This is a genomic window from Nostoc sp. 'Peltigera membranacea cyanobiont' 232, assembly GCF_002245985.1.
Lineage (GTDB): Bacteria > Cyanobacteriota > Cyanobacteriia > Cyanobacteriales > Nostocaceae > Nostoc.
In genome coordinates, this window is sequence record NZ_NOLK01000001.1 from 148,449 (window position 1) to 164,129 (window position 15,681).

Annotated in this window: 15 protein-coding genes and 1 pseudogene; 7 read left to right on the forward strand and 9 right to left on the reverse strand. The window is 42.3% G+C overall.

Translation table 11 applies throughout. The features are described 5' to 3' along the window. Positions 1-34: 34 nt before the first annotated feature. Positions 35-796: a chemotaxis protein CheW gene (locus CDG79_RS00655; RefSeq protein ID WP_094339683.1), complete on the reverse strand. Its 762-nt coding sequence runs from the start codon at positions 794-796 to the stop codon at positions 35-37. 9 nt (positions 797-805) lie between these two features. Further along, entirely contained in the window at positions 806-2,578 is a 1,773-nt protein-coding gene (locus CDG79_RS00660; protein WP_094339684.1) for a methyl-accepting chemotaxis protein, read from the reverse strand. 192 nt (positions 2,579-2,770) lie between these two features. Between CDG79_RS00660 and CDG79_RS40625 the strand changes: the two genes are divergently transcribed. Then, on the forward strand, positions 2,771-2,989 hold the full coding sequence (locus tag CDG79_RS40625) for a hypothetical protein (protein ID WP_143855387.1): 219 nt from the start codon (positions 2,771-2,773) through the stop codon (positions 2,987-2,989). Between the two features lie 228 nt (positions 2,990-3,217). Here CDG79_RS40625 and CDG79_RS00665 read toward each other — a convergent pair whose 3' ends face one another. Next, positions 3,218-4,489, reverse strand: coding sequence for a CheR family methyltransferase (locus CDG79_RS00665; RefSeq protein ID WP_094339685.1), 1,272 nt, complete (start codon positions 4,487-4,489; stop codon positions 3,218-3,220). A gap of 21 nt (positions 4,490-4,510) precedes the next feature. After that, on the reverse strand, positions 4,511-4,993 hold the full coding sequence (locus CDG79_RS00670) for a chemotaxis protein CheW (protein WP_094339686.1): 483 nt from the start codon (positions 4,991-4,993) through the stop codon (positions 4,511-4,513). 147 nt (positions 4,994-5,140) lie between these two features. Here CDG79_RS00670 and CDG79_RS00675 point away from each other — a divergent pair. After that, a pseudogene (locus CDG79_RS00675) lies at positions 5,141-5,938 on the forward strand (Rpn family recombination-promoting nuclease/putative transposase). Positions 5,939-6,067: 129 nt separating this feature from the next. Here the strand turns inward: CDG79_RS00675 and asnS are convergent. Together asnS and CDG79_RS00685 are read right to left on the reverse strand one after the other, a co-directional pair. Then, the gene (asnS, locus tag CDG79_RS00680; RefSeq protein WP_094339687.1) at positions 6,068-7,459 is read right to left on the reverse strand and encodes an asparagine--tRNA ligase; all 1,392 of its coding nucleotides are present in this window, start codon (positions 7,457-7,459) and stop codon (positions 6,068-6,070) included. A gap of 2 nt (positions 7,460-7,461) precedes the next feature. Next, the gene (locus tag CDG79_RS00685; protein WP_094339688.1) at positions 7,462-7,824 is read right to left on the reverse strand and encodes a hypothetical protein; all 363 of its coding nucleotides are present in this window, start codon (positions 7,822-7,824) and stop codon (positions 7,462-7,464) included. 44 nt (positions 7,825-7,868) lie between these two features. Between CDG79_RS00685 and CDG79_RS00690 the strand changes: the two genes are divergently transcribed. After that, entirely contained in the window at positions 7,869-8,147 is a 279-nt protein-coding gene (locus tag CDG79_RS00690) for a DUF6439 family protein (protein ID WP_094328229.1), read from the forward strand. Continuing rightward, positions 8,147-8,521, forward strand: a complete 375-nt coding sequence (locus CDG79_RS00695) for a hypothetical protein (RefSeq protein WP_094339689.1) — start codon at positions 8,147-8,149, stop codon at positions 8,519-8,521. The genes CDG79_RS00690 and CDG79_RS00695 overlap by 1 nt, the downstream gene beginning before the upstream one ends. A 56-nt stretch (positions 8,522-8,577) precedes the next feature. On the opposite strand, the gene CDG79_RS00700 is transcribed toward CDG79_RS00695, so the two are convergent. Both CDG79_RS00700 and rlmD read right to left on the reverse strand, forming a co-directional pair. Further along, positions 8,578-9,027: an ATP-binding protein gene (locus CDG79_RS00700; protein WP_094339690.1), complete on the reverse strand. Its 450-nt coding sequence runs from the start codon at positions 9,025-9,027 to the stop codon at positions 8,578-8,580. A gap of 389 nt (positions 9,028-9,416) precedes the next feature. Next, positions 9,417-10,823 (reverse strand): 23S rRNA (uracil(1939)-C(5))-methyltransferase RlmD, encoded by a 1,407-nt coding sequence (rlmD, locus tag CDG79_RS00705; protein WP_094339691.1) that lies wholly within the window; start codon positions 10,821-10,823, stop codon positions 9,417-9,419. A 148-nt stretch (positions 10,824-10,971) separates the two neighbouring features. Here rlmD and CDG79_RS00710 point away from each other — a divergent pair, with 148 nt between their 5' ends. Further along, positions 10,972-11,457 (forward strand): allophycocyanin subunit alpha-B, encoded by a 486-nt coding sequence (locus CDG79_RS00710; RefSeq protein WP_094339692.1) that lies wholly within the window; start codon positions 10,972-10,974, stop codon positions 11,455-11,457. Between the two features lie 567 nt (positions 11,458-12,024). Here the strand turns inward: CDG79_RS00710 and CDG79_RS42030 are convergent. After that, a complete protein-coding gene (locus tag CDG79_RS42030) occupies positions 12,025-12,162 on the reverse strand; it encodes a hypothetical protein (protein ID WP_189524838.1) in 138 nt (45 codons plus the stop codon). A gap of 440 nt (positions 12,163-12,602) precedes the next feature. On the opposite strand from CDG79_RS42030, the gene CDG79_RS42035 reads away from it, so the two are divergent. Then, entirely contained in the window at positions 12,603-12,920 is a 318-nt protein-coding gene (locus CDG79_RS42035) for a hypothetical protein (RefSeq protein ID WP_189524839.1), read from the forward strand. A gap of 163 nt (positions 12,921-13,083) precedes the next feature. After that, entirely contained in the window at positions 13,084-15,459 is a 2,376-nt protein-coding gene (gene purL / locus CDG79_RS00725) for a phosphoribosylformylglycinamidine synthase subunit PurL (protein ID WP_094339695.1), read from the forward strand. Positions 15,460-15,681: the final 222 nt, after the last annotated feature.

Consider the following 15,681-nt stretch of genomic DNA (forward strand, 5'->3'; position numbering starts at 1 on the left):
ACAAGGGAAGGGGGTTGGGGGGTTAGGTTTTTGATTACAGCACCTTCCTAGCTAAGGTGGTGAATAACAATTCATCATCTAAATAGCTGACACTGTGCGTTAGCGTAGCTGTCCGTTCGCGTAGCGTTCCGCAGGAAAGGAATCGCTCCATTTGTGACACGCCAGGTTGCCAGTGAAATAATCCTTTTGTATAAGTTTGAGTCAGACTCTTGGGCGGATCTTGTAACTCATCCCGCTGAAATCGGTGTACTCCATAAAGTTCATCTACACCAAACACCCAAGTGTTACCTGCTTTTTCCAGCACCACCATGCGCGAATACACCACTGGACTGAGCGTTTGTACTGCTGTATCGGCAGTTTCGAGATTCAACAAATCGCTCAAAGAGATACACAGTCGCAATTCGCCTCGGATACTTACTAATCCCCGCAAGATTTGGTTGCTGCGATGCGGTATGGTATGAACCACGCTGGGAGGAGAAATTTCTTTGAAGATTTGGGCAGAAAGTGCCAGCCATTCCCGTTGCAGACGAAAAATCACAACCGTGATTTGAGTTGTGCGTAAAGCATGGGATATCTGAGAATTTTCATTAGTTCTAGATTTAGCCAGTAACTCAGTCCACTGATGGCGATAATCTCCAGGTATAGGGCGCTCTAGCAAATGCCGTCCAGCAGTAGAGTAAACGGGACAATTGCGGCAATGGGTATAGGTGGTTAATTGGGGACAGGAGCGATCGCCCTCAATGCCGATAAAATTCCAACAACGTTCAATATTTAATGGCGTAGCGATCGGGTTCATAAGGGTTGCTCAAGAGAGTTGGTGAATTAGAGGTATAGCGTCTTCTGTTTTCACCTGAAAGCGGGCAATCTCTTGACGCAATCCCTGCGCCACTTGGTTAAGTTGGGCTATGGCATGATTAATTTCCCGCAAGGAATCCGCACTTTGCACGGAGGTACTGCTTAACTGCACCATCGCCTCACTAATTTGTTGCGCTCCCACAGATTGGGTTTCCATACCCTGGTTGACAAACTCAAATCGCGGATTAAGGTCTTGCACTTGCTGGATAATTTGCCCAACCTGTGTATTGATGTTGCCAACATCTTCTATACTCCGCCCTACTTCTGCGGCAAACTTGTCCATCTCCATCACACCTGTAGAGACTGACGATTGCATCTGTTTAACCATCTGCTCAATATCGAGGGTAGCAACGGCGGTTTGATCTGCTAATCGGCGAATTTCTCTAGCAACGACAGCAAAGCCCAAGCCATACTCGCCAGCTTTTTCGGCTTCGATCGCCGCATTTAACGATAGCAGATTCGTTTGGTCTGCCACCTTGGTAATTGTGACAACAATAGTATTAATGTTGTTTGCCTTTTCGCTAATTACTCCCAATCGAGCTGCGATCGCATTAGTGGCTTCTGCTAACTGGCGCATAGTGGTTTCCATCCGCACTATGTCTTTTTGACTATCATTCGCTGCTGTCGTCGTGATTTGGGAAATAGTCGCAACTTGTTCCATTGCACTTACTAATTCCCTAGAGGTAGCGGAAATTTCTTTAGTAGCGGCAGCTACCTCATTAGTAGAAGCTACCTGCTCGGTGAGCGTTGCTTCTAATTGTTTACCCGAAGCTGCTATTTGAGTAGCTGAGGTAGTTACTTGAATACCTGAATGCTGTACTTGACGAATCAAAGTGTTGAGACTCTGAGTCATGGTTTGGAAAGCAGTTAAAAGTCTATTCATTTCATCTTTGCTGTTGGAATCAGCCGTGACCTGAGTTGTTAAGTTCCCCGTGGAAATTTGCTCTGCAACCCTAACAACACCAAGAATTTGAAATGCAATTTGTCGAGCGATTACAAACCCAAAAATAATCGCAGTTATCGGGCCAATAGCAATTCCTATAGAAATCCAGAAAATGCTACGGGCCACATTCTGTTCGACTTCTTTTTGTGTATCTGATATGTAACTTTCATTAAGTTTTAAAAGTTTTTCTGCTTGGGTGTCAGTTATTTTAAATAACGGTTCTTCCTTATTTGTTCCCTCAGAATCCATGCGATTACGTAACTCTAACGATGCTTGAATAGCGGCAAAATCTGATGATTTATCTTTTCCTTGACGCATTAATTCAATTTGTTTTTTCCAAGGATTGCGAACACCAAGTTGAGTGAACTGTTGTTCAATATCTAACAATTTCTCATGAGCTTGCTTCCAGGCATCCAGTTGTTCTTTAAGTAAGGCATACTCTTTTTTTTCTTGCTCGCTTAATGGCGTTGCTTCGTACTGTTTAATCCCTTCATTAATCTGTTTCCAAGCATCCTGGATTTGAATTATTGCACCTTGTCTTTCAGTAACAGTGACTTCAGGATCAAATAGTAACCGTTCTGCCGATTGGATTTGTGTCTGACCTTCGTTAATCTTCCATATCCCGGACACACTGGGGATGTTATCCGTCGCCAGTATATTAATGTACTGATTTAACTCGTTGGTGGTGAACCATCCCAGCAAGGCCATTATGAGTACGATCAGTCCCATGAATAAAAATGAACCGATCAACCGTGTTTGTAAGGTCATGTTCTTGAACATTTGGATATCCTACTGTTCCTCTGCTGCTGTAAAACGCATTCAGTTCTTAAAATTCCCAAATCACAAACAAGATGAACAGCCTGTATTTTAATTTTGAAAAAAATTATTAAGTAGCTAGCCTTAGTTTAGAGACTAGCTTTTCCTTCTGATGTGAAAGTGTTGAGTGCTGAGTAAGAAGTTTGAGTATCTGAGGTGGATGAACGGAGTTCAAAGGTGGATGAACAGAGTTCAAAGGTGAATGAACGGAGTTCAAAGGTGGATGAACGGAGTTCAAAGGTGAATGAACGGAGTTCAAAGGTGGATGAACGGAGTTCAAAGGTGAATGAACGGAGTTCAAAGGTGGATGAATGGAGTTCAAAGGTGGATGAATTTCAATACTGCTCGGTTAAGAATATAGCGGTTCTCAGTTGAGTCCAATACAGACCTAACCCCCAGCCCCTTCCCTTGTAGGGAAGGGGAGTAAGACTCAAAGCCTCTCTCCTAAAAGGAGAGAGGTCAAAGTCTATTGCATACAAACGAGAACCGCTATATGTAGGTTGGGTTTCATTCCTCAACCCAACCTACACATTTCTGAAATAACGTATCTTCGTTTGTCACCTTGAAAGGGCTAGTCCTAAAAACGTAATTACGAATTACGAATTACGAATTATTTAATCGGTGAATTCGTTGCCAGAGAAGATTAGCACTATCCGCATTTCCTTGATGTTCTTTGAGTAATGCCAGATGAGTCAGCGCCTCTTGGTGACTCGGTTGTAAATAAATTGCTTTTTGAAAAGATTGTGCTGCCCGCTCATTTTGTGCCATCGCTTGCTGCACCTGACCTAGTAAAAGATATGCTTCAGTACTCACCTGATTTTGGTTGAGATAGTCGTTGCATAATTTAACCGCCTCATCCAATCGACCTTCATCGGCTAAAGCTCTAGCTGTTTCTAACAAATTTACTTTTAGTTCTATTGGCAATATCGGATTCTGAGGAGCAACATTTAACCTCTCTTGGGCGACAAACTTAGAATTATTTTTTTTCGGCAGCTGTCGCTTGTTGAGAACATCTATATTTTTGCCTGTGAAGCCTTGTCTCTGAAGATTTGGATGATGATTTTTGCGAAGATTTTCGCCCCCTGTGGACTTTCGATGAGCAACTACTGAATCTTGACGAACTGAGATCAATTGAGTTTTAAACAATAACCAAGCTTCAGCGTGTCCCACAAATAGTAAGCCTTCTGGCCTTAGCAACCTTTCTAGAACTTGAATGGTGCGCTCTTTTGTTGTCACATCGAAGTAAATCAACAGGTTACGGCAAAAGACTACATCATAAAGCGGCGTGTCAGCTAGAAAAGCCGGATCTGCCAAGTTGCCATTAATAAAATTCACCATGCATCTTACCTGTTCGCACAGGTGATATCCTGTCTCACTTGCCTGAAAATAGCACTCTTGAAACGATTGGCTATTGCCGCGAAACGAGTATTGACTGTAGATTGCTCGTTGGGCTTTTAGTAGGCACTTGTTGCTAACATCAACAGCATCGATGTGAATGTTTGTCGAATTTAATCCTGCTTCCAAAAGAGCGATCGCAATGGAATATGGTTCTTCACCCGTTGCACACGGTACACTTAAAACCCGCAATACACCTTGGGGATTTTTTGGCAACCACTCAGATAATACGTAATGCTTCAGAAAGGCAAATGACTCTGGTTCTCGAAAAAACCAAGTTTCTGGAACAATTACAGTGTCAATCAGTGCTTCCCATTCCTGAGTAGATACCTGTAACTTCCCCAAGTAGTGAGCAATATCCGTTATACCGCAATCTGCCATGCGTTGATAAATTGCACTAGCGATCGCATCAGCACCAATAGAATTTGCATCCAAACCAATCTTGCTTTTTAGTAAAGCTTCAATAACAGATTGTGCCATTTATAGAGTCTTCAGACCAATCTAAAATCTAGTATTGTGATGACTTTCTGGCAAGAGATTGACTTGCTGCGCTTCTGACAACAAGTACTCAATGTGAAGACACTGAATCATCCCTTGGTCATCAACAATCATTTTGCCCAAATATGGCGCTGTATCTATCTGGATATTGGGATTAACAAATTCAGACTTAGACTGGTGTAATGTTTCTACAACTTGTTCTGTCATCAAACCCAAAATATAAGGAGCCTTAAGTTCTGCATTATTACTCCCCCAATAGTTGACTAGTATAATCCTAGTACTCAGGTACTCACTGGAGGGTTTACCACGCATCAACTGACATAAATCGATTACTGGTACAATGCGTCCCCGATAGTTAAAAACACCAGCGATATGCTCAGGTTGGTGGGGCAAACTTTTGAGTACAACAAGTGGTATTACTTCTACAACCTGTCGGCTTTCTATGGCATATCGCTCATTCCCGATGTTGAGAAGTAACATTAACATTAATTTACATCTTCCGTACTAACTTTTGTATTACTTGTTTAACATAAAATAAAATCGTAGCAATAGGTTGGGTTAACCAAAGGAAACCCAATACCAACAAATTTAATTTTTTTCAAAAATACTCGATACCTTTACTTGAAGGCTGCCATGTATGACAATATCTGTAAATTCATTGCCGAAAACTTCAAAGATGACTTGGCAACTTGGTTGCTAGGTTGACCGATTAAATTAACAGAACTTAGCCCTACTGAATTATCAAGCGAACCAATTCGCGCCGATTCATTAATTTTATTGCAATCTGATGATTTAGTTCTACATACCGAATTTCAAACCGGCCCTGACGAAGATATCCCCTTTCGGATGTTAGATTATCGAGTTAGGGTTTATCGCCGCTTTCCTAACAAAGAGATGCGTCAAATAGTAATCTATTTGAGAAAAACCAGTTCAGAATTAGTCAGTGAAAACAGTTTTAGATTAAACAACACTTACCATCAGTTTGAGGTAATACGTCTGTGGGAACAACCAACAGAAAGGTTTATGAGTATTCCAGGTCTATTACCCTTTGCCGTGCTAAGTCAGACAAACGATCCTACAATGGTATTAACCCAAGTAGCCAAAGCAGTTGAAGCGATTAGCGATCGCCAGCTACAAAGAAATATAGCTGCTGCCAGTGGCATTTTAGCAGGTCTGGTATTAAAGAAAGATGTAATTAAGAAGATTTTCAGGAGTGAGATTATGCGCGAATCAGTCATTTATCAAGAAATCCTAGAAGAAGGCGAAGCCAAAGGTAAAGCAGAAGGCGAAGCCAAAGGTAAAGCAGAAACAACAAGAAAGTTGGCTTTAAATTTGTTACGAATTGGAATGAGTTTAGAACAAATTGCTCAAGTTACTGAATTATCTATTGAGCAGGTTCAAGTTTTACAAGAGGAGATTCAAAAATATTAATTTTAACTAATCGCTTTATAAAATACCAAATACGCAACTATACAAGCAAAACCCGCGAATGCGGGTTTTGGAGTTTTTATGAGTCAGCGCAGACGGACTTGGTTTTTGTAGACGCGATTTTTAATCAAACTAAAACTCAGCACTTTGCGGTGTACGCGGAAACGGAATCACATCACGAATATTTCCCATACCCGTCATAAATTGCACGAGTCGTTCAAAACCCAACCCAAAACCAGCGTGAGGAACAGTACCATAACGACGCAAATCAAGATACCACCACAAGTCTTCTGGGTTTAATCCTTGCGCTAATACACGGCGTTCTAATACTTCTAAACGTTCTTCGCGCTGGGAACCGCCGACAATTTCGCCAATTTTCGGTGCGAGAATATCCATTGCGCGGACGGTTTTTTCATCGTCGTTCAAGCGCATATAAAATGCTTTGATTTGCGCTGGGTAATCTGTAACAATTACTGGCTTTTTAAACTGTTGTTCAGCTAGGTAGCGTTCGTGTTCTGATTGTAAATCTAAACCCCAACTCACAGGATATTCAAATTTAACATCAGCTTTTTCTAAAAGTGCGATCGCTTCTGTATAAGTTAAGCGTTCAAATTGATTATTAATAATATTTTCGGCTGTCGCCAACACAGACTTATCAATGCGTTCATTGAAAAATTCCATATCTTCCGGGCAAGTTTCCAACACATATTTAAAAATGTGTTTGAGAAACGCCTCAGCTAAATCCATATCGCCTTCTAGATCGCAAAAAGCCATTTCTGGCTCAACCATCCAAAATTCTGCTAGGTGGCGCGAGGTGTTAGAATTTTCTGCACGGAAGGTAGGGCCGAAGGTGTAGACGTTAGAAAACGCCATCGCCATAACTTCCGCTTCCAACTGGCCGCTAACTGTTAAATATGTGGGTTTAGCAAAAAAGTCTTGGCTGTAATCTACTGCTTGGTTTTCTGTGCGGGGAATATTCTTTAAATCTAAACTGGTAACGCTAAAAAGTTCACCCGCGCCTTCGCAATCGCTAGCGGTAATGATGGGTGTGTGTACCCACAAAAACCCTCTTTCTTGGAAAAATTGGTGAATTGCTGTCGAACAAGCATTTCTGACGCGGAAAACTGCACCAAAAGAATTGGTACGCGATCGCAAATGTCCAATAGTTCGCAGAAACTCAAAGGAATGGCGTTTCTTTTGCAGGGGATATGTATCGGGATCGGCTTCGCCGTAAACTTTCACTGTCTCGGCTTTCAACTCAATGCGCTGTCCTTTACCCAGGGAAGCCACTAGTACCCCTGTAGCCTCGACAGCAGCACCCGTATTCAATTTTTTCAATATAGCTTCATAATCTGGCAAATCCTGATTAATGACGACTTGCAAATTAGCTAGTGATGAGCCGTCATTGACTTCAATAAAAGCAAACCCTTTGGACTCGCGTTTCGTCCGCACCCAGCCTTGTACTTGGAGGGACTCATCAGGTTGGCCACTTCGCAATATTTCTGCAATCCGTCGATTTACCATATTTATCCAGCATAAGACTTTAATATCCAGCCTATGATAACGCCCATTCCACCAAAGCGGACGACTTGCCAGAAAGGTTTTTTCAGGCTACGCCAAGAAAATAACTGGCTTTCTAAGTTTACTTCTAGCATTTCCAACTGTCGTTGAATTTGCCGTAACTCTGCTTTGATTTCTGGTGTCTGAGACTTATTGTGCTTTAGTCGATCCCTATGCTGTTGCCATTGTGCCTGTTGCTGGCGATCGCGTTGCACTCGATCGTAACGTTCTTTTAAGGATAGGAGCGATCGCTCTACTTCCTCTAGTTCTTGTTCAAAATCTGGTTCGGGATTTTCTGCTGATGGCTGTGATTGTTTAGGCGGCTTCATTTACAAGTAGTACAGTAGAAGTAAATGCAAATGCGCCAATAGTTATGTCCCAATCTACCCAGCTGCCGAAAACCAGTCAACTGAATGAACTTAGTACTCTGGAACTAGCTCAAGCCCTCATGGAAAGACTGAGCATTTCCCCTAACGATTGGCATCGCCTCAAGTCTAACCGCAATTCCCGCGCTAATGAACAAGTGGCAGCAGCTATTGTGTATCTTTTAAAGAATCAACCACAAGAAGCTCAAGCTAGATTAGAACAGGCAATTGGTTGGTTAGATCGCTCCATTTCTGCCCCTCCGTGTCCGACTCACGGAAAAAGTTAATGGATCGAGAAGCTTTAGAGAAACGTAATCGTTCTGAGGCTTTGATTTTGCTAGCAGAACGATTACTTCAAGAGTTAGAGCGAGGTTTCAATCCACAGTTTGCTTTTAATCATCGCCAGCGCATCAAAACCCTAATTCGGGAACTATCTGAGTCTCTAGCGCAAGACGATGACCAGAAAAATGACGAATCTTATAACAATCTTAAGTTTGTATTACAACTAGATCATTTGGATCAACACGAGGATGAACCCTGGGAGTCAGACGATGATATTTCTGGAGGTTCTACTGCAATTCCAAATCCACGAAAACCAAGTCCAAAACCAGGAACAAATGACTCAGAAGAGTTACCGCCAATAGACAATACTTTTTATTGAATCTTAAAATGAGGAGTTAAGACTTTAAAACTTCTAACTCCTCACTCCTGATTAAGTTACAGTCGCAGAGATAATCCTCGGCGGTTTTCCATTTGTTTACAAAGCCTCAATTCTGTGCCTTTGCGGTTCCACTCCACCTGATCAAAAATATGATGGAGAAGACATAAACCACGACCACTTTCTGATTCATCTGGTGGTAAATAGTCTGTTGGTTCTTCTTCATTAGTAGAAGAGGGAGTAAAACCGCTCCCCTGGTCTGATATTATCCACCAATATTGATTATCTATTAAGGAAAAACGCACTACAACTGTTTTACTTGGATCGAGATTATTGCCATGTTTAGCTGCGTTTACTAGGGCTTCTTGAAGTCCTAGCCGCAGTTCTGCTTGTAATTTAGCTGGAATTTCTGCCAACAGTAAATCTAATATTGGACAAAGGTAGAGGGTTGAGGCAAAACTAATAGTGCCCCAATAACGTGCAACTGGACGGAGTGAAATTGTAATCACAAGAGAAACCCCATAGCTTTCAGTTAGCTAGACATCAGTTTGCTATTACAGGCACCCTGATAAAACTTGAGGTGGTCATGCTGCTTTCAAACTTGCGTCTTTAAAACTAAATTTTGAAAATGCTAGGGAGCATTAGCCCTATAGTATGAATTGGGATTGTTATATAACAACGGCTCGAATAGTTTTGATAATGAATTTAGCAACTTAAAAAGATGCTAGTAATTTGACAGAGTATTGCGATGCTCTAATTAATTGCCGATTTGTCATTTACACAATCCAATCCATATTTCTAAGAACCTATGCAACTTGAATTTATTTAAACAAAACAAACATTTTATTTTCAGCTTAATTCAATTTTAGCATCTTTAGTATGCACTAGACTAAAAATTTCAAATTTCAGTTTTTGTAAAGGAATTACTATCCTTGTGCAAATCTGATAGTACAAGAAAGGCGGCAGCTTCAACATGAGCCGTTTGAGGAAAAAAATCAGCAGGTTGTACCCGTGTGATAGTATATTGCCCATCTTGACAAAGCAATTTCAGGTCGCGGGCGAGGGTAGCTACTTTACAGCTGACGTAAACTATCCGAGATGGTTTCAATTGCCGTAAAGTGTCGATGACTGCCCGATCGCAACCCTTACGTGGCGGATCGAGTATTACTACTTCTGGTATTGTGCCCATTTTTGGAAGCAATTTCTCTACTGCCCCGACTTGGAATGTCACATTATCAATTCCGTTGCGGTGGGCATTCAAAATAGCTTGTTCTACTGCTGCTGGTTGCACTTCTAATCCTGTAGCCTGACGTACTTTTTTGGCGAGGGGTAAAGTTAAAGTCCCAATACCACAGTAGGCATCAACTAGCAACTCATGCCCTTGAAGATTGAGTTCTGATTGAATTATCTGCAATAGTGCTTCTGCTGTTTCTGTATACACTTGGAAAAATGTATCTGGGCGCACTTGAAATTCCAGTCCAGCAAAATTTTCACGCAGGTGTGGGACTCCAGCGATGCAACGGGTTTCTAATCCGAATATAGCATTTGTGCGATCGCCATTGCGATTGAGTGACACTCCCACTAACTGCGGATAACGCTTTAACCATTCCTGGGCTTGGGTTTCAATTCCCGATAAATTCCAGTCTTTTACCACCAAAGTCAGCAACATTTCCCCAGTGTGTCGGCCAATGCGTAAACCAAGATGGCGAATTTTTCCTTGATGGCGCTGTTCGTCATAGATTTGCCAACCTTGTTGTTGAATATCCTGCTTGACTTCGGCAAGTAAGGGATTTAATCGCGCATCTTGGACTGGACATTGATTTAAGTTAATTAATTGGTGACTACCTTTTTGGTAGTAACCAGCTTGTACCTGTCCTGTTGCCGATGTACCCAGAGGATATGTAGATTTATTACGATAACCTAAAGCTGAAGGGGCGGCGAGTACCGGATCTACCGGTGGTTGGACAAAACCGCCAATGCGCTCTATTGCTTGGATAACTTGATTTTGCTTGGCTACTAGCTGGTAATCATAACTAATATGCTGCCACTGGCAACCACCGCATTTATCCGCCACAATACAACTAGGTCGGATACGGTGGGAGGATGGCTCTAATAGCTGCTGGAGCTTCCCGTGGGCGTATTTTGGTTTAACATGAACCAAGCGGATAATGGCGCGATCGCCTGGTACAGTATCTGGCACAAACACAACACGCTCATCAGCCCGTCCCACACCATCGCCTGTATCACTCAGATTTGCGATCGTCACTTCAATTAATTCGCCCTGTTGCCAAATTATTTTAGTCATTAGTTATGAATCAAGAGTCAAAAGTCAAGAGTCAAGAGTCAAAAGTTATTAATTCTCCTTCTACTCCCTTATCTCCATCATCTCTCTTCACTTGTGTACCTCAGACTCGCTAAACTAACAGATAATATTTCAGGTGATTTCAATCATCATGACTGTAATTAGCCAAGTTATTCTCAAAGCCGACGACGAACTGCGTTATCCCAGCAGTGGCGAACTGAAAAATATCAAAGAATTTTTGCAAACCGGCGTACAACGGACGCGGATTGCGGCTACCTTAGCCGAAAACGAAAAAAAGATAGTTCAGGAAGCAACCAAACAACTTTGGCAAAAGCGTCCTGACTTTATCTCCCCCGGAGGTAATGCTTACGGAGAACGCCAGCGCACTCTATGTATCCGTGACTTTGGCTGGTACTTACGTCTAATTACTTATGGTGTACTTGCCGGCGACAAAGGGCCAATTGAAAAAATTGGTTTGATTGGTGTGCGGGAAATGTACAATTCATTGGGTGTTCCCGTGCCTGGAATGGTAGAAGCGATCGGTTCCCTCAAAACAGCCTCCCTTGGCTTATTGAGTGCGGAAGACGCTGCTGAAGCATCACCCTACTTTGATTACATCATTCAAGCGATGTCTTAATACAAAGTGTGTGCTGGTTCTAGGAGTATACTTTCGGTCTACTAGAGTGAGTGTAAGATATTAGCACTCCAAAGGCATAAGATACCCAATTTTATTGTACTCCCCACATTTGGTAGTGGCTGTGGCAAAATCTCTGTCAAGTTACCAACCAGTTGTGGGGAAATTTTATTAGGTATAGTGATGGAACGAACATTTCTCAAAGGATAAAGGATATACGGATATTAAAAAACCGACAGTCCTTGATTAAGGCTGTCGGCAATTAAGTGTGTTCCCTATTAATGACTCGGCTAGAGTTCAGTTGTCATTAATTATGCCTAGTTAGCGATCGCTGGGAGACGATCCTAATCATAGATATGTGTGATTCTCGTCACTCGATTGTTACAACAAAACTGCATGTACCCGAATAATCTCTGAGTTTAAGTAGATATTTGCAATATATGATGCTATAAATAAAACTTAGCTTACTTAGTCAAGTTATCTTTAAGCATCGTGTGTCAATATACAGGAAAGTAGAAGTGCGTAGCTTGCCGCCGTAGGCATCGCACTTTGCAACATAAATAAAGTTAGTTAGCATCCCAAAATACTTTTAACGCCATTCACCAACACAGTTACTAATTCAAGTGATGCGGTAGTTGCAGTAATTGTATTAAACATTGCTGCTACTGCTGCTGATATCGCTTCTATACTAGCTCCTGCTATAAGCATTGTTATTACTGTACTTGCAATAGAAACAATCCCAGTAGCAGCTATACCCGAACCAACTGAAATTCCACTAACCACCAACTATAAAAATAATAATACTCTATTCTAATGGATTAGGACTGTGACAAGCTTAAATAAAGAGGATTAAGTAGGTTGGCTCAAATAAACCTAACTATGTAACGAAATATAAAATTACCTAAACTCTTGCGATTGCTTCACTTCGCTTCGCTCCGTTCGCAATAACATAGTGATAAATTTTCACACCCACTTAACTTATAGGAAAATTCGTTTTGCTTACTCAAATAATTATCAAACTTCAATTTTGGCTAGGAAATTACGTATTTTTGCAGTTGCCTTCATTGAGTAAATCACAATGACGCGATAAGTTAGAGTTACCAGCAGAACTGATTTACAACGTCTTGCAACAAACCTAGCTTGAGGTAATGATGGCAACAGAACAAAAGCACAGCACTTATTTATCAGAAGCCGAAAGCCGTTTGCGTCAACTTCCTCCTGAAAAGTTGCGATTAGCAGTTGCGTTTCTGGCTTATTTGCAAGAAACAGAAGAAAAGGAAGTTACTGAAAAAGTATTATTAAATATTCCTGATTTTGCCCAATCTTTCCGCGAGATTGAGCAAAAAGAAGACAAATTAGAAAATACTCCCTCAAATCAGATTGCCTCAGATGAAGAAGTATGGCAGGCTTACTTAGCTTCTAAACAGAAATGGCAGGAGGTTTACCGTCGCCTTGCAGACTCCTAGATTTCTTTCTATTTCTCAAGTCCTAGACATTCACCAAGATGAGATAAACAGCTTTGGTGGAACATCTGGTGTCAGAGACGAAGGTTTACTAGTCTGGAACTGTACTTACAGGGCAAGTAAATCGATAGAATAATGCTCTGTCCCCCCAGAGTGCATTACTTCCATGACTGCAACCTCAAAACCAGCCTTTTCCACCCAAGAAATCGCGGCTGTTGGTCTTAAACCAGAAGAATACGCAGAAATTGTCCGTCGGTTAGGTCGTCATCCCAACAAAGCTGAATTGGGAATGTTTGGGGTGATGTGGTCAGAGCATTGCTGTTACAAGAATTCTCGACCTTTACTCAAACAATTTCCCACTGAGGGGCCCCGCATCCTCGTGGGGCCTGGAGAAAATGCTGGTGTTGTAGATTTGGGTGACGGACTCCAACTAGCTTTTAAGATTGAATCCCACAACCACCCCTCAGCTGTAGAACCGTTTCAAGGTGCAGCAACGGGAGTAGGCGGTATTCTCAGAGATATTTTTACGATGGGTGCGCGTCCCATTGCTCTATTAAATTCCCTACGCTTCGGTTCCCTAGAAGATACCAAAACCCAAAGGCTGTTCCAAGGGGTAGTGGCAGGAATTGCCCATTATGGAAATTGCGTTGGCGTACCAACAGTAGGCGGCGAAGTTTACTTTGACCCAGCTTATTCTGGTAATCCCCTGGTGAATGTCATGGCACTAGGATTAATGGAAACATCAGAAATCGTTAAATCTGGGGCATCTGGTTTAGGCAACCCCGTGCTTTATGTGGGTTCCACTACAGGACGCGATGGTATGGGAGGCGCAAGTTTTGCCAGTGCAGAATTAAGTGACCAATCAATAGATAATCGCCCTGCTGTGCAAGTAGGGGATCCATTTTTGGAAAAGTCGTTAATTGAAGCTTGTCTGGAGGCGTTTAAAACAGGTGCAGTTGTCGCCGCCCAAGATATGGGAGCAGCCGGTATCACCTGTTCTACCTCAGAAATGGCGGCAAAAGGCGGTGTGGGAATTGAACTAGATTTAGACAAGATTCCCGCAAGAGAAATGGGGATGGTTCCTTATGAATATCTGCTTTCTGAATCTCAAGAACGAATGTTGTTCGTTGCCCACAAGGGGCGCGAGCAAGAATTAATTGATATTTTTCACCGTTGGGGACTTCAAGCCGTTGTCGCTGGTACTGTCATCGCTGAACCCATTGTGCGGATTCTTTTTCAGGGTGGAATAGCAGCAGAAATTCCCGCCGAGGCTTTGGCGGAAAATACCCCATTATATAACCGGGAATTGCTGGCTCAAGCGCCAGAATATGCTCGTCAAGCTTGGGAATGGAATCCTGATTCCCTACCTGCTTGCACAACTGCTGGAATAGAACTCCAAGTAGGGTTGGAAAGTTGGAATGAGATTCTGTTAACTTTGCTAGATACACCCACGATCGCATCTAAAAACTGGGTATATCGTCAGTACGATCATCAGGTACAGAATAATACAGTCATACTCCCAGGTGGTGCAGATGCGGCTGTTATCCGGTTGCGCCCCCTTGAAGAAATTCCCAATCTAAAATCTAAAATCCCAAATCTAAAATTAGGCGTGGCGGCAACAGTAGATTGCAATCCTCGTTATGTTTATCTTGACCCCTACGAAGGAGCTAAAGCAGTAGTGGCCGAAGCTGCACGCAATCTTAGCTGTGTGGGGGCAGAACCTCTGGCGGTAACAGATAACCTAAATTTTGGCTCTCCAGAAAAACCGATTGGTTATTGGCAATTGGCAGAAGCTTGTCGCGGTTTGGCGGAAGGTTGTCGGGAATTAGCAACACCAGTTACAGGCGGTAATGTCTCTTTGTATAACGAAACTCTTGATGCTCAAGGCATCCCACAACCCATTTATCCCACTCCTGTTGTGGGGATGGTGGGCTTGATTCCCGATATCACTAAAATTTGTGGTCAAGGTTGGCAAGCATCCGGCGATGTGATTTATCTTCTGGGATTGCCTCTGGCATCCAAAATCAGTTTGGGAGCATCTGAGTATTTAGCCACTATCCACGGGACTATTGCCGGAAAACCGCCACGGGTAGATTTTGACTTGGAACGCCGCGTCCAGAAAGTTTGTCGGGAAGGAATTCGTAACGGTTGGATACGTTCAGCCCATGACTCTGCTGAAGGGGGAGTAGCGATCGCAATAGCAGAATGTTGCATCGCTGGCAACCTTGGTGCCGAAATCAATTTAGAAATAACACCAACGCAGTTGAACCGGGTGGATGAGGTGCTGTTTGCCGAAGGTGGTGCCAGAATTATAGTTTCTGTAACATCGGCACAGCAAGGAATGTGGGAATCATACTTACAGGAACATCTCAGTCAACAGTGGCAAATACTAGGTACAGTTGGCAATTTTGAGACGGGTTTGGGGGTTTTCACCACTGATAATCAGGTCTTAATCAAAGTTAATATCGAAGATATGAGCGATCGCTATTTCCATGCGATCGCTAGGCGGCTCACCACCCACACCACTATTTCTGAGTCCTGAGTATTTAAACTTCACTCAGAAATCAGCACTAATCACTCAGAACTATTAGCGTCTCTGGGCATAATTACGGTACTGTTTTAATAGATGGTTAAAGATTTATTAAGAAATCAATAAGCATCTATACACATAATCCCAGTGACTAACTAATTCGTAATTCGTAATTCGTAATTCGTAATTGAAGCATACAAGCTCCTTGATTGGTCAATGAAAACACAAAAGCTC